The 13,518-nt window shown below is 69.0% G+C and carries 18 protein-coding genes; 15 read left to right on the top strand and 3 right to left on the bottom strand.

The window, feature by feature from the left end; translation table 11 throughout:
• Nucleotides 1–21 precede the first annotated feature (21 nt).
• The 14 genes from folE (at nucleotide 22) to GY812_11070 (ending at nucleotide 11,056) form a co-directional block, all read left to right on the top strand.
• On the top strand, nucleotides 22–639 hold the full coding sequence (gene folE, locus GY812_11135; protein ID MCP4436028.1) for a GTP cyclohydrolase I FolE: 618 nt from the start codon (nucleotides 22–24) through the stop codon (nucleotides 637–639).
• A gap of 39 nt (nucleotides 640–678) precedes the next feature.
• Nucleotides 679–1,536: a dihydropteroate synthase gene (gene folP, locus GY812_11130; GenBank protein MCP4436027.1), complete on the top strand. Its 858-nt coding sequence runs from the start codon at nucleotides 679–681 to the stop codon at nucleotides 1,534–1,536.
• Between the two features lie 12 nt (nucleotides 1,537–1,548).
• Nucleotides 1,549–2,058 (top strand): hypothetical protein, encoded by a 510-nt coding sequence (locus tag GY812_11125; GenBank protein ID MCP4436026.1) that lies wholly within the window; start codon nucleotides 1,549–1,551, stop codon nucleotides 2,056–2,058.
• Between the two features lie 29 nt (nucleotides 2,059–2,087).
• Nucleotides 2,088–2,468: a dihydroneopterin aldolase gene (gene folB, locus GY812_11120; protein MCP4436025.1), complete on the top strand. Its 381-nt coding sequence runs from the start codon at nucleotides 2,088–2,090 to the stop codon at nucleotides 2,466–2,468.
• 62 nt (nucleotides 2,469–2,530) lie between these two features.
• The gene (folK, locus tag GY812_11115) at nucleotides 2,531–2,947 is read left to right on the top strand and encodes a 2-amino-4-hydroxy-6-hydroxymethyldihydropteridine diphosphokinase (GenBank protein ID MCP4436024.1); all 417 of its coding nucleotides are present in this window, start codon (nucleotides 2,531–2,533) and stop codon (nucleotides 2,945–2,947) included.
• Between the two features lie 80 nt (nucleotides 2,948–3,027).
• Nucleotides 3,028–3,687, top strand: coding sequence for a DUF2520 domain-containing protein (locus GY812_11110; GenBank protein MCP4436023.1), 660 nt, complete (start codon nucleotides 3,028–3,030; stop codon nucleotides 3,685–3,687).
• Between the two features lie 9 nt (nucleotides 3,688–3,696).
• Nucleotides 3,697–4,038, top strand: coding sequence for a hypothetical protein (locus tag GY812_11105; GenBank protein MCP4436022.1), 342 nt, complete (start codon nucleotides 3,697–3,699; stop codon nucleotides 4,036–4,038).
• A 10-nt stretch (nucleotides 4,039–4,048) separates the two neighbouring features.
• Nucleotides 4,049–4,924, top strand: coding sequence for a pantoate--beta-alanine ligase (locus tag GY812_11100; protein ID MCP4436021.1), 876 nt, complete (start codon nucleotides 4,049–4,051; stop codon nucleotides 4,922–4,924).
• Entirely contained in the window at nucleotides 4,917–6,509 is a 1,593-nt protein-coding gene (nadB, locus tag GY812_11095; GenBank protein MCP4436020.1) for an L-aspartate oxidase, read from the top strand. The genes GY812_11100 and nadB overlap by 8 nt, the downstream gene beginning before the upstream one ends.
• A 21-nt stretch (nucleotides 6,510–6,530) precedes the next feature.
• Nucleotides 6,531–6,770 carry a hypothetical protein gene (locus GY812_11090; protein ID MCP4436019.1) on the top strand — a complete coding sequence of 80 codons (240 nt, stop codon included), beginning with the start codon at nucleotides 6,531–6,533 and terminating at the stop codon, nucleotides 6,768–6,770.
• A 23-nt stretch (nucleotides 6,771–6,793) separates the two neighbouring features.
• A complete protein-coding gene (gene nadC / locus GY812_11085) occupies nucleotides 6,794–7,645 on the top strand; it encodes a carboxylating nicotinate-nucleotide diphosphorylase (GenBank protein MCP4436018.1) in 852 nt (283 codons plus the stop codon).
• A gap of 133 nt (nucleotides 7,646–7,778) precedes the next feature.
• Nucleotides 7,779–8,564, top strand: a complete 786-nt coding sequence (locus GY812_11080) for a type III pantothenate kinase (GenBank protein ID MCP4436017.1) — start codon at nucleotides 7,779–7,781, stop codon at nucleotides 8,562–8,564.
• Nucleotides 8,557–10,008 carry a lysine--tRNA ligase gene (gene lysS, locus GY812_11075; GenBank protein MCP4436016.1) on the top strand — a complete coding sequence of 484 codons (1,452 nt, stop codon included), beginning with the start codon at nucleotides 8,557–8,559 and terminating at the stop codon, nucleotides 10,006–10,008. Before GY812_11080 ends, lysS begins: the two co-directional genes overlap by 8 nt.
• Nucleotides 9,998–11,056, top strand: coding sequence for an ABC transporter ATP-binding protein (locus tag GY812_11070; protein MCP4436015.1), 1,059 nt, complete (start codon nucleotides 9,998–10,000; stop codon nucleotides 11,054–11,056). Before lysS ends, GY812_11070 begins: the two co-directional genes overlap by 11 nt.
• Nucleotides 11,057–11,073: 17 nt before the next feature.
• Here the strand turns inward: GY812_11070 and GY812_11065 are convergent, their stop codons facing one another.
• Both GY812_11065 and GY812_11060 read right to left on the bottom strand, forming a co-directional pair.
• Complete coding sequence (locus GY812_11065; protein ID MCP4436014.1) at nucleotides 11,074–11,769, bottom strand: alpha/beta hydrolase; 696 nt, start codon at nucleotides 11,767–11,769, stop codon at nucleotides 11,074–11,076.
• A complete protein-coding gene (locus GY812_11060; GenBank protein MCP4436013.1) occupies nucleotides 11,766–12,104 on the bottom strand; it encodes a hypothetical protein in 339 nt (112 codons plus the stop codon). The genes GY812_11065 and GY812_11060 overlap by 4 nt, the downstream gene beginning before the upstream one ends.
• A 75-nt stretch (nucleotides 12,105–12,179) precedes the next feature.
• On the opposite strand from GY812_11060, the gene GY812_11055 reads away from it, so the two are divergent.
• The gene (locus tag GY812_11055) at nucleotides 12,180–12,482 is read left to right on the top strand and encodes an antibiotic biosynthesis monooxygenase (protein ID MCP4436012.1); all 303 of its coding nucleotides are present in this window, start codon (nucleotides 12,180–12,182) and stop codon (nucleotides 12,480–12,482) included.
• A 15-nt stretch (nucleotides 12,483–12,497) separates the two neighbouring features.
• Here GY812_11055 and GY812_11050 read toward each other — a convergent pair whose 3' ends face one another.
• Nucleotides 12,498–13,490 (bottom strand): polyprenyl synthetase family protein, encoded by a 993-nt coding sequence (locus GY812_11050; protein MCP4436011.1) that lies wholly within the window; start codon nucleotides 13,488–13,490, stop codon nucleotides 12,498–12,500.
• Nucleotides 13,491–13,518 lie beyond the last annotated feature (28 nt).

Genomic DNA, 13,518 nt, shown 5'->3' with positions numbered 1-13,518 from the left:
ACCGGTGAACCCGTGGGCAACCTGAACGTGCCCGAGGACCTCCCGTTGCGCCCCGAGCTCGCCCCGCAGGTGGACCTGGCGCGCATTCAGTCGGCAGTGAAGGAGATCCTGGCGGCGATCGGCGAGGATCCGCACCGCGAGGGCCTGCTCGAGACTCCGGCGCGTGTGGCCCGCATGTACGCCGAGACCTGTGCCGGGCTGCACGAAGACCCGGGGCGTCACCTGCGCACCACGTTCGATGCAGATCACGACGAGATGATCATGGTCCGCGACATCCCGCTGTTCTCGTTGTGCGAGCACCACCTGGTGCCCTTCCACGGCCAGGCACATGTGGCCTACGTTCCCGACGACGACGGACGCGTGACCGGGCTTTCGAAATTGGCCCGGTTGGTCGACGGTTACGCCCGCCGCCCCCAGGTGCAGGAGCGTCTCACCACCCAGGTGGCCGATGCGGTCGAGGAGAGCCTCAGCCCGCGCGGCGTGCTCGTGGTGATCGAGGCCGAGCACATGTGTATGGCGATGCGTGGTGTGCGCAAGCCCGGGTCGTCCACCGTCACCTCTGCCGTGCGCGGGTTGTTCCGCGAGGATGCCAGCGCCCGCTCCGAGGCGATGCGCTTCATCGAGCGGGGCCGGGGCTGAGAGAGGCAGCTGGTGCACTCATCCCCACGCCCGGAGGTGATGGGGATCCTCAACGTCACGCCCGACTCGTTCTCCGATGGCGGCAGGCACTTCGACCCGGAAACCGCAGTGCAGGCAGCCATCGCGATGGTGTCCGACGGCGCCACGATCATCGATGTGGGCGGCGAGTCGACCAGGCCCGGGGCAACGCGGGTGACCGTGTCCGAGGAGCAGAGACGGGTACTTCCCGTGATCGAGGCGCTGGCCGGCCACCCGGCACTCGGGGGGGCCCGGATCTCGGTGGACACGCGCAACGAGGAGACGGCCATGCGGGCGCTCGCAGCGGGAGCGGCGATGCTCAACGATGTGTCTGCGAGCCTCCATGAGGTGGCTGCCGGCGCCGGCGCTGCCTGGGTGGCGATGCACATGGCCGGGGAACCCGCCACCATGCAGGCGGCGCCGCACTATGAAGACGTGGTCGACGAGGTCCGGTCGTTCCTGGCGGAACGAGCCCGCCTGGCGCTGCGGGGAGGTGTGTCCGAGGTCTGGGTCGACCCCGGCATCGGGTTCGGCAAGACCACGGCCCACAACGTCGCATTGCTGGCCGGAATCGACCGCCTGGTGGCTGATGGCCACCCCGTCCTGGTCGGCGTGAGCGCCAAGCGGAGCATGGGGGTGCTGACCGCCCGGTCCGACGATGCGTGCAGTCCCTACCCTCCGCGAACCCCCGGAGGCCTTGTGGGGAGTGGGGCCGAGTTCGACTCGGTCGAACCGACCGTGACAGGCGACCGGCTTCAGGGTTCGCTTGCGGCGGCTTCCTGGGCCATCATCCATGGTGCCCGCGGCGTGCGGGTGCATGATATTCGCGCCACCGTTTCAGCGGTGACTGCCCTCGCCGGTGAGCCGGCGTCCGGTTGAAAGGACTCGAAAATGGCCAAGGGTAAGTGGGCCCAGGGCATACAGCCGCGCTATTTCGACTGGATCATCAAGGACAGTCTGGCAATCTGCGAACGCCCCGGTGGCTTCGGCGAGAACCATCGCAAGGTCCGCCGCCAGGAAGAGATCATCTGGGTGCGCGAGCAGGACTTCGACCGCGTCATCTCGCTCTCCTCGGCCCCTCACAACCTGCACAACTATGACGAGATGGGTGTGCGCTGGCGCCACTGGCCGTTCCCCGTCACCGACGAGATCAGTCGGTACCTGACGGATTCCTACAACGAGCTGGCGCGGATGCTCGCTGAGAACCGCAAGCTCCTGTTGCACCAGGACGAGATCTCCGAGCGCCTGCTGGGGTTCCTCGCCGGATATCTCGTGTACACGGCGATGGTGCCCGAACCACCGCGTGCGATCACGATCATCGAGGGCATCACCGGCCGTCAGCTGGGCGCGGATGGCCGCTACGTCGTCGGTGAGGCCCTCAAGGCCGCCCCCGACCGTTGACAGACAAGCCCGATGCGCAGGTAGCGGCCATGGATGATTCCGACCTGATCGAGTTGCGAGGCATGGCACTGACCGCAGTGGTGGGTGTCCTGCCGGAGGAACGCGAACGCGCCCAACCCATCGAGATCGACCTCGAGTTGCGCATCGACCTCAGCCGCGCCGGCGTCAGCGACTCGCTCGAGGACACCGTCGACTACGGCCTGGTGTGCGACCGGGTCGCCGCGGTGGCAACTGCGGCGCGTCCGCAGCTGCTGGAGCGATTGGCGACCCTCCTCGCCGACGAGGTGCTGGGTTGCGACAACCGTATCGATGCGGTCTCGGTGGCCGTGCGCAAGATGCGGCCGCCGGTGGCCCATGCGCTCGAGAGCTCCGGCGTGCGGGTTGTGCGCCGGTCCGGGCAGGAGCGTTGAGCCCCGGCGCGGTGGGCGCGCAGGGCGCGACCCGCAAGACGTTCCTGTCACTCGGATCCAACATGGGTGACCGTGCGGCGCACCTGAGGCAGGCAGTGGAGATGCTCCCCGGCGTGGCGGCGGTGTCGCCGCTCTATGAGACAGACCCCGTCGGGGGCCCCGACCAGGCCCGTTTCCTCAACGTGGTCGTCGAGGTTCACACAGACCTCGGGCCAACTGAACTGCTCGGGTTGTGCCACCGGATCGAGGCCAACGCCGAGCGGGTCCGCGAGGAGCGATGGGGCCCCCGCACCCTCGACGTGGACATCATCTGGATGGACGGCGTCGAGATGGACACCGACAGGCTCACCATCCCCCATCCGCGCTGGAAGCAGCGTCGATTTGTGCTGGCACCGCTGCGTGATCTCGATCCTGATCTGGTGAGCGAGGACGACCTGCGACTCGCAGACGGAACGGTGGTTCAGCTGGGGGACCTGTGACGGAGCGTCACGTCACCGTGGTTGGGGGCGGGCGGGCCGGCGGGTCCTTCGCCGGGGCGCTCGGAGAGGCAGGGTGGACCGTGACCTCGGTCGACCGGGCGCTCCTGGCCAGTGGTGGTGCCGACTCCCTGCCGCAGTGCGACCTTGTGTTGCTCTGCGTGCCCGACGCCGCGATCGAGGAGGTGTCTCTGGCGGTGCCGGTCGATTCCAGCCGGGTCGTCGCACACTGTGCCGGCAGCGTGGGCCTGGAGGTGCTGTCGAGGCACCCCGCTCGGGCCTCGGTGCATCCGCTCGTGTCGTTGCCCGACCCCGAGGTCGGAGCCGGGCGTCTGCGTGGCGCATGGTTTGCGGTGAGCGGCGATCCACTCGCCGCCGAGCTGGTCGAGGCCCTCGGGGGCCGATTCGTGGAAGTCGACGACGGCCGTCGTGCCGCATACCACGCAGCTGCAGTGGTGGCCTCCAACCACCTGGTGGCCCTGATGGGTCAGGTCGAGCGGATCGCGGCATCCGCCGGCGTTCCCCTCGAGGCATTCATCGACCTTGCGCAGGGCTCGCTCGACAATGCTGCCTCGCTCGGACCGGCCGCGGCGCTCACCGGTCCCGTGTCCCGGGGCGACTGGTCCACGGTGCGCAGCCACCTGGCGGCAATCGATGAGTCCGAGCGCGATGCCTACGTCGCGTTGGTCACAGCGGCGGCGCGTCTCGCCGGCCGGGACGTGCCCGATCTCGGGCGCCGGTAGCGTGTAGACGTGCAGGACACCCAGCCCACCACGCTGCTGATCAATGGAGCGGTGCGCCACCCCATGGAGTTGGTGCAGCGCGCCGGACCGCTCGCGTCGCTGCTGGCGCTCGCCTCGCCGGAACCTGGTGCCGACCACGCCACCGTGAGCTCGGGGGACGGGCAGTACCGGGCCTCGATCCCGCTGGATTGGCTCCGCAAGGGCCGTCTCGATGCCGGTCGGCTGCGCATCCCGGGAGCCCCGACGAAGTGCTGGCTGGTCAAGGACGTCGTGTCAGTCGAGCTCACCGCCGGTGCCCGGCCCGACTCGGTGCGGCCGGAGTCGTTCACCGACTGCGTGCCCGACTCCTGACGCTGCGGCGATGCTGACCCTGCACCACATCGGTGACCTGCGCTCGCACCTGGACGCCGCGCGCCGTGGGGGAGCGACGGTGGGTCTGGTGCCGACGATGGGCTACCTGCACACGGGCCACCAGTCGCTCGTGCGCGCCGCCGCGGCCGACTGCGACGAGGTCGTCACCACGATCTTCGTCAACCCACTGCAGTTCGCCATGGGCGAAGACCTCGACTCCTACCCGCGCGACATCGATGGCGACTCCGCCAAGGCTGCCGAAGCCGGAGCAACCGTGTTGTTCGTACCCGACGAGTCCGAGATGTATCCCGCCGGACGCAACGGAGTCGCCACGAGCGTGTCGGTCGCGGCCCTCGCAGGCGCGATGGAAGGAGCATCTCGCCCGACGCACTTCGCAGGGGTGTGCACGGTGGTGGCCAAGTTGTTCAACATCGTGGGTCCCTGCCGCTCGTACTTCGGGGAGAAGGACTTCCAGCAGCTTGCGATCGTGTCGACGATGGCCCGGGAGCTGTCGTTTCCTGTCGAGGTGGTCGGGTGCCCCACCGCGAGGGCTGCCGACGGCCTGGCGCTCTCCAGCCGCAACGCCTACCTCGACGACGACGAGCGGCGCGTGGCCCCCGTGCTCAATCGTGCCCTGCGCGCCGGAGCAGAGCTGATCGCCGGAGGCCAGACCGACGCAGATGCAGTGCGCGAGGCGATGGCATCGCAGATCAGGTCGGCTCCCCTGGGTGAGCTCGACTACGTGGAGGTGGCCGACCCGGCAACGCTCGAGCGCCAGCAGCGCTGCCGGCCCGGGTCGAGACTGTTCGGAGCGATCCGCTTCGGACGGGCGCGCCTCATCGACAACATCGATTCCGCCGACCCGCCGCAGGTGGCCGATGGTTGAGGGCGAGCTGGACCTCCTCGTAGTGGGTTCGGGCGTGGCCGGGCTGTCGGCCGCGGTGCGCGCGGCCACCGAGCACGGCCTTCGGACCGGGATCGTCACCAAGGGCGGCCTCGAGCAGGCCACCACGCGGTTTGCCCAGGGTGGGGTGGCCGCCGCCCTTTCGGCCGACCCCGAGGAGATCGACCTGCACATGGCCGACACGCTCTCCGCGGGAGCGGGCCTGTGCGACGTGGATGCCGTACGCGTGCTGGTCGACGAGGGCCCGCGGCGCATCGAGGAACTCATCGCCCTCGGTGCCGAGTTCGACCGTGATGCGCAGGGCAACCTCGAGCTCGCACGCGAGGGTGGCCACTCCGTGGCCCGCGTGGTTCACGCCGGTGGCGCCGCCACCGGTGCGGAGATCGAACGGGCGCTGGTCGATGCGGTCCGCCGAAGCGCCGTGGTGATCCACGAGGAGACCTTCGTGCGCGACATCGTGACCGCCGAGGGGCGCTGTGTGGGTGCCACCTGCATCTCGCGTGACGGAGTAGTCCACACAGTGGATGCACGCAACGTGCTGCTGGCCGCAGGTGGTGCAGGCCAGATGTACTCGGTGACCACCAACCCCACCGAGGCGACCGGTGATGGTGTCGCCGCAGCCATGAGGGCCGGAGCGGCAGTCGCCGATGTCGAGTTCTTCCAGTTCCACCCGACTGCACTGCACCATTCGCGCTCGCCGCGGCCCTTGCTCACCGAAGCGCTGCGCGGCCACGGGGCGATCCTGCGCGATGCGGTGGGGGAGCAGTTCGTCGACGAGCTGCAGCCGCGCGACGTGGTGTCGCGGGCGATCCTGAACACGATGCGGGCCGATGGCACCGACCACGTGTGGCTGGATGCCACGGGTCTCGACGACTTCGCGCACCGCTTCCCCAACATCGCGTCGGTGCTCGCGTCGGCCGGCCTCGATGCGTCCAAGGACCTGCTTCCGGTGCATCCGGCGGCGCACCATCTGTGCGGTGGCGTGCTCACCGACCTCGATGGCGCCACGACGGTGGAGGGGCTGTGGGCGTGCGGCGAGGTGGCATGCACGGGCGTGCACGGTGCCAACCGACTCGCCTCCAACTCACTGCTCGAGGGGATGGTGTTCGCTCCCCGAGCGGTGGAGGCGGTGATTGCCGGCCGGACCGCAGCGCAGGCAACGGGCGCCCTGGCACCGGTGGTGCCGGGTGGCGAGCCGGGCGATGCGTCGATACCCACGCGTGGCCTGGAGCTGGCCGAACTGCCACCGGCGGAGCCCCTGGCGAGGGCAACCGCCGACGAGCTCAGGGCGCGCCTGGCACATGCGATGACTGACGGTGCCGGGGTCGAGAGGTCCGCTGAGTCGCTCCGCGGCGTTCTGGACACCATCGCGGTCGTCTCGGAGTCCCTGCACCACGCCGGGAGCGACACCGTTGGCCGGGCCGAGGCGACGAACCTCGTCGAGTTGAGTCACCTGCTCGTGTCCGCGGCGCTGGCGCGTGAGGAGTCCCGGGGCACCCATTGGCGCGAGGACCACCCCGAGTCCACCGAGGCGGGTCGGGTCCGCCTCGTGGCGCCAGCCGGTTGATGTGCCGGTAGCCTCGCTTCGGTGAGTGAAGACGACGAGCCCAGAGTCGACGAGTCCGAAGAGGCGAACGGCGACGACGCGCCCCGCATCGACGTGACCTCCGCGCTCGGAACTGCGGGTCACGAAGTCGAGGACCTCGGCTTCGAGGGCATCGAGGACAGCGCGCCGGTCCTGCACGATGACTCCGATGAAGAGGACCCCGTCGACTTCGGCCACCACGCCAGCTCCGATGTGGCCACGCGGGGCCAGGGCCACCCGTGAGTCGCGAGTCCGGTGACCGCTGGCTGCATCCGCCCGCGCCCGCAGTGCGTGACGCGGTGCGCCGGGCCATCGAGGAGGACCTCCTTCCGCTCGGTGACCTGACAGCAGGCGTGCTGGACGACCGCACTGCCACAGCCCGATTCGTGCCGCGCTCCGATGGGCGCCTGGCTGGTACGCGGTGTGCGCAAGAAGCATTCCTGGCGATCGATCCCGCGGTCGATCTGCGGTGGATGGCGTCCGAGGGCGCAGCCCTGGCGGCGGGGGAGCCGTTCGGTGAGGTGACGGGTCTGCTCCCCTCGATCGTCACCGCCGAACGCACGGCGCTCAACTTCCTGGGTCTCCTCAGCGGCATCGCAACCCTCACGGCCACGTACGTGGAGGCGGCCGCCGCCGGCGGGTCGGCGCGGATCTGGGATACCCGCAAGACGATCCCCGGCCTGCGCAGCCTGGCCAAGGCGGCCGTTCGCGCCGGGGGCGGCCGCAACCACCGCGGCAACCTGTCGGACTGGATGCTCATCAAGGACAACCACCTCGGCGGGATCGGAATCGCAGAGGCCATCGACGTCGCGAGGGACCGCTGGCCCGGCAGGACGGTGCACGTGGAGTGCGACACCCTCGAGCAGTGCAGAGAAGCAATCACATGTGGTGCCGACGCGGTGCTGCTCGACAACATGTCGCCGCAGACGGTGCGCAGTTGCGTCGAGGAGGCTGCCCGGATCCAGACCGGAGCGGTCCGACGCACGTTGCTCGAGGTGTCGGGCGGGGTGACGCTCGACACCGTCGGCGCCTACTCGGCGACGGGAGTCGACCAGATCTCGGTCGGTGCTATCACCAACTCGGCACCGGTGCTCGACATAGGCCTCGACCTGGGCTGAGTCGGCGCAGGTCCGGCGGCCCCTGCGGCGCCGGCAACGAAGTGGGCGCGGCGTGGCCTGCGGGGCCATGCTTGGAGCACTCGGAGCCATCGGGCGCCGTACGATCCAGCCACCACCCAACGAGGGAGCCGAATTGCTGCTCGTCATAGACGTCGGCAACACACAGACGGTCATCGGGCTCTACGACTCCGGTGACCGCAGCCACGAGCTGCTCGACCACTGGCGCCTCGCCACCCACACCGAGCGCACCAGCGACGAGCTGGCGTTGATGCTGCGGGAGTTGCTGGCCACGAAGGGCCTCGACCTCACCTCCGATGTGGCAGGTATGGCGGTGTCGTCCGGAGTCCCGACGGTCACCTTCGAACTCCGCAGGGTCTGTGAGCGATACCTCGACATCGAACCGGTGGTGCTGGGTGCGGGTGTGCGAACCGGGATGCCGGTGCTCTACGACAACCCCAAGGAGGTCGGTGCCGACCGCATCGCCAACGCGGTCGGAGCGCACGATCTCTACGGCGGTCCGACGATCGTGGTGGACTTCGGCACTGCCACCACCTTCGACGTCATCTCCGACAAGGGCGAGTACCTGGGCGGCGCGATCTTCCCCGGCATCGAGATCTCGATGGATGCGCTGTTCGGACGGGCCGCCGCCCTTCGCCAGGTCGAGCTCACCGAGCCGCGCAGCGTGATCGGCAAGACCACCGTGGAGTCGGTGCAGTCGGGCGCGGTCTACGGCTACTCGTCGATGGTCGACGGGATGTGCCGGCGCATCGAGGCCACTCTCGGCGAGGCGACAGTCGTGAGCACCGGCGGGCTGGCGAGCCTCATTGCACCGGTCACCGAGTGCATCGAGTACGAGGAGCCATGGCTCACGCTGCACGGCCTGCGGCTCATCTGGCGGAAGAACCAGGACAGTGACTGACCCCGACATCGCACGCACTGACGGCTTCGAACAGCCCTACGCCTTCGAGGTCGACGCGACCGCCGCCGGGCTCGAGGAGCAGCACTCCGGGCTCGAACCCGGCACCGAGACGGGTGAGGTCGTATCGATCGCCGGTCGGCTGATGTTGCGCCGGGTTCAGGGCAAGCTGGCCTTCGGCACGCTCGCCGACTCGAGTGGTCGCATCCAGCTCTTCGCGCCTTCCAAGGCCACGCCCGACTTCGAGGACTTCTGCCAGCTCAACCTGGGTGACTGGATCGGTGTGCGCGGTGAGGTGATGACAACGCGTCGCGGCGAGTTGTCCGTGCGCGTCGATGAGTGGACACTGCTCGCCCCCACCCGCCGGGTGTTTCCCGACAAGTTCCACGGCATCTCCGATGTCGACATGCGCTACCGCCAGCGCTACGTCGATCTGTGGGTGACCGAGGAGGCCCGCCGCACGTTCCGGCTCCGCTCGGAGTTGCTGTCGCTGACGCGGCGGTTCATGGAGGAGCGCGGCTACCTCGAGGTGGAGACCCCGGTATTCCACCCGATACCGGGCGGCGCCCTGGCCACACCGTTCACCACCCACCACAACGCGCTCGACATGGACCTGTACCTGCGCATCGCTCCTGAGCTGTACCTGAAGCGGCTGGTGGTCGGCGGCTTCGAGAAGGTCTTCGAAGTGGCCCGCGTATTCCGCAACGAGGGCATCTCCAACCGGCACAATCCCGAGTTCACGATGCTCGAGTGCTACGAGGCCTACGGCGACTACTCGGTTCACATGGAGCTGACCGAGACGCTGGTTGCCCACCTGGCCCAGACGCTCTGCGGATCGACCACGGTGACCTACGACGGCCGCGAGGTCGACCTCTCCACGCCCTGGGCGCGCCGCCCGCTGGCCGAGCTCACCTCCGAGCGCGTCGGCACCGAGGTGTCGGTGCACACGTCGGTCGAGGAGCTGCGCTCGCTGTGTGACTCCAATGGCGTTCCACACGAGGATGCGTGGGGGCCTGGCAAGCTGCTGCTCGAGCTCTACGAGAAGACAACCGAGCACGATCTCTGGGACCCGGTCTTCGTGACCGACTACCCGGCCGAGGTGTCGCCGCTCTCGCGGGCGCACCGTGACGACCCCTCGTTGGTGGAGCGGTTCGAGGCAATCGTGGTGGGCCGCGAGCTCTGCAACGGGTTCTCCGAGCTCACCGATCCCGCGGAGCAGCGCAGTCGCTTCGAGGACCAGGCCGCATTGCGCGATGCCGGCGACGACGAGGCGATGGCGGTCGACACCGACTACCTGCGTGCGCTCGACTACGGCCTGCCACCCACCGTGGGCCTCGGAATCGGAATCGACCGACTCGTGATGCTGCTCGCCGACGTGCACACGATCCGCGACGTCGTGTTGTTCCCGACACTGCGCCCCGAGGCCGATGAGCCCGGTGGCGCCTGAGCCCGCCACGACGCCCGCCGGCAACCAGCCCGGCCTGCTCGTCGAGGGAGTCGAATTCGCCTTCGGCGGCAACGTGGTGCTCGATGGCTTCGCGGCCGAGGTGCCCAGCGGTTGTGTGTTGTCCCTGCTCGGGCCGAGCGGCTGCGGCAAGACCACGCTGCTGCGCGTGGTCGCCGGCCTGGAGGTTCCGTCGGCCGGCTCGGTGAGCATCGAGGGCCGGTTGCTCACTGGCGGTGGCACCAATGTCGTCCCGGAGCAGCGGCGTGTCGCAATGGTGTTCCAGGACTGGGCGTTGTTCCCCCATCTCGACGTGGCGTCAAACATCGCTTTCGGACTACCGGCTCCCAGGCGTCGCGATGGCAGTGTGGTGGGTGACACGCTCGCACTGGTGGGACTCGAGGGCCTGGGAGCCCGGATGCCCTCGCAGCTGAGCGGCGGTCAGCAGCAACGTGTGGCCCTTGGAAGGGCACTCGCGCAGCGGCCCGACGTGCTCCTGCTGGACGAGCCGTTCAGCAACCTGGACGCAGCGCTGCGCAGTCGCGTCCGTGCGGATGTGCACCGGTTGCTGGCGGAGGTGGGTGTGACGACGGTGTTGGTCACCCACGACCGCGACGAGGCGTTCGTGCTCGGCGACGAAGTGGCTGTGATGCGCCGCGGCCGCTCCGTGCAGCAGGGCCGGCCCCGCGAGGTGTATGAGCGACCGGTCGACGAGTGGACCGCCCGGATGGTCGGTGAGGTCAACGTCATCGAGGGCCGCGCCGATGGGGCGTCGGCGACCACCTCGCTGGGTCGGCTGGCGCTGGCCGGCAGCCACGACGGCCAGGTACGGGTCGTGCTGCGGCCTGAGCAACTCGTCCTGCGCCGCGACCCCGAAGGGGGAGGCGTCGTGTCGGCGGTCGAGTACCGCGGGCCGGCCACGGCCTACGAGGTGGTCGTGGGTGGCAAGTCGGTGCGGGCGGAGGTCGCAGGACCTGCGGAGCTGACCGAGGGTGAATCGGTCGATGTCGTGGTCGCAGCTGGTCCGTTTCCGGCCTACGCGGCCGGCTGAGCGAACGGTGGCCGGGATCACCGACCCGGTCTGATCCGCTCCAACCAGGTGGCGACGGCAACAGGCGCCGCCACCGCGACGTCGTGCGGCGCGTCGAACAGCTCGTACGGTTGCTGCGCGACGTCCATCGTGGCCCGGGTGACCGTCGATGGAAAGCCCTCTGGGGTGCCGGTGCAGAACGCCACGTGTGTGGGCACCGTCGGCTCGGGCCCCTCGACCGGGTCGAGCGATGGGGCGACGGGCGTCGGCCCGAGTCGCTCGTTGACCCATGCCAGCTGCGTCTCGTCGAGCCCGCTGTCGGGCCCCAGTGGCACGGCCTCGATCCACATGTCACGCGGTGGCAATTGGCCGGGCGCCTTGGGACCCGAGAGGTCGACCCCTCTCTGGCCGGCTCGCGCGATTGGTGCGTCGAGGTAGGCGATCGCCGCCAGACGGTCCCCGAGCGCATCCGCTGCCGAGCGCACCGCCAGCCCTCCCTGTGAATGACCGACGGCCACGACCTCGCTCAGCTCCTCCAGCTCGGCGAGCCCAGCCAGCTGGCGGCGCCAGTCATCGAGCGTGACGATCCCGCGATCCTTGGGTGGGGGTGCCAGCTCTCCCATGCCGAGCAGGCTCGGGGCGAGCACGTCGTTGCCCCGTTCACGCAGCAGTCGCGGGACTTCACCCCATGCCCAGCCGCCGCGGAAGGCGCCGTGCACCAGCAGGTAACTCACGATGCAGCCCCCGAGGGGTCGTCGGGCCACTCGTGCACCACCACGTCGGCGTAGTCCTTGCCGGGAGCCCCCTCGTGGGGTCGCAGGTGCTCGGCGAGCCCGTTGATGTGGTCCGCGTATCCCGGCACGTGGATCATCGCCTCGTAGGCGGACACGTCGTCGAAGAACCGGATGTTGGTGAAATGGGTGTCGTCGCTCTGGCTGCGCACGAGCACCCGTCCCCGGAAACCGGGTTGGCGTTCGTGGAACTCCCCGAAACGTTCGATGCCTGACACGTAGCCGTCGGCCGCGCTGTCGGCGTCGGAGGTCCATGCGTGGGAGATGACTGCTATCACTTCGTCATTCTGGCGCCGGTGCCACCGCGATGCCCGTTGCGGCCCCGGATTCACCAACCGGTATGGTTCGGCCCCATGATCGTCATCTCAGGACTCATCACCGTCGAAGCATCCGACCACGACGCGGCAGTGGCACTTTTCGGTCCGCTTGTCGAGGCCACCCTCGCCGAGGACGGCAACGTCACCTATGGCTTCTGGGCGCACACCTCGGATCCCGGCGTCTTCCGTGTCTATGAGGAGTGGGACAACGACGAGGCGCTCACAGCGCACATGTCGGCGCCACACATGATCGAGTTCCTCGGCGGGATGGCCGGACTCAAGGTGACCGGCACCGAGATCAACCGCTACGACGTTTCCGCAATCACCAAGTTCATGTGACCGGGAGGCCGCAGCTCAGCCAGCTGCGGCCTCGACACTGTCGAGCAGGTAGTCGGCGGCTGCCCTGAGGCCGGTGACCCCGGGGCTCGGAGGTAGTTCGCCTAGCGCAGCGCGGCCGTCGGATGCCTGGGATCGAGCGGCTGCGATGGTCACAGCAACCCCGTCGCCACTGCGTACGAGGTCAAGGGCCTTGGCGCGGGCCGGGTCATCCAGCGGTGGGCTGAGAAGTTCGCGCAGCTCCTCGCCCTCGGATCCGGCGAGTGTGTGCAGCACAGGCAACGTGTAGACGCCCGCTTCGAGGTCGTGGCCGGCGGGCTTGCCGAGCTGCTCCTCGGTGGCGACCAGATCGAGCACGTCGTCCACGAGCTGGAATGCCATTCCGTAGGACCGCCCGAACACGGTGAGTGCCTCGACATGGCTCTCGGGTGCTCCGTCGACCAGGGCGCCGATCCGGCATGCCGCGGCGAGCAGCGATGCGGTCTTGCCTTCGATCGAGCGCATGTAGGCGTCTTCGGTGCGACCGAGGTCGTGGGCGTGCTGCAGTTCGAGCAGCTGGCCTTCGCACAGCCGGCTGATGGTGGCCGCAAGCAGGCCGGCCACCTCGACCCCGAGTCCGGCTGCGAGCTCCGAAGCCCTGGCCAGCAGGAAGTCACCGGCGAGGATCGCGCGCAGGTTGCCCCAGCGTGCGTTGACGCTGTCGACCGTGCGGCGAACCTCTGCTTCGTCCATCACGTCGTCGTGGTACAGCGATCCGAGGTGGACCAGCTCGACTGCAACCCCACCAGTTACCGACTCAGCGGAGGCCGGTGCGTCGGCCTCACGGGTGGTGGCTGCCGAGGCGATGCAGAATCCGGGCCGCACACGTTTTCCACCCGCAGTGATCAGGTGTGAGGCGATCTCGGTGAGGAACTCCTCGTCGGAGCGGACCGAGTCGAGAAGGTCCGACTCGACGCGGGCCAGGTCCTGAGCCATTGACGGCAGTACCGACAGGGGATTGGGGCCAGCCACTGGCGAAGGTTACCCCGCAGGGCACCGG

Source organism: Actinomycetes bacterium, from assembly GCA_024222295.1.
Taxonomy (GTDB): Bacteria; Actinomycetota; Acidimicrobiia; order Acidimicrobiales; family Microtrichaceae; genus JAAEPF01.
This window is presented reverse-complemented; position numbering and strand designations above follow the sequence as displayed.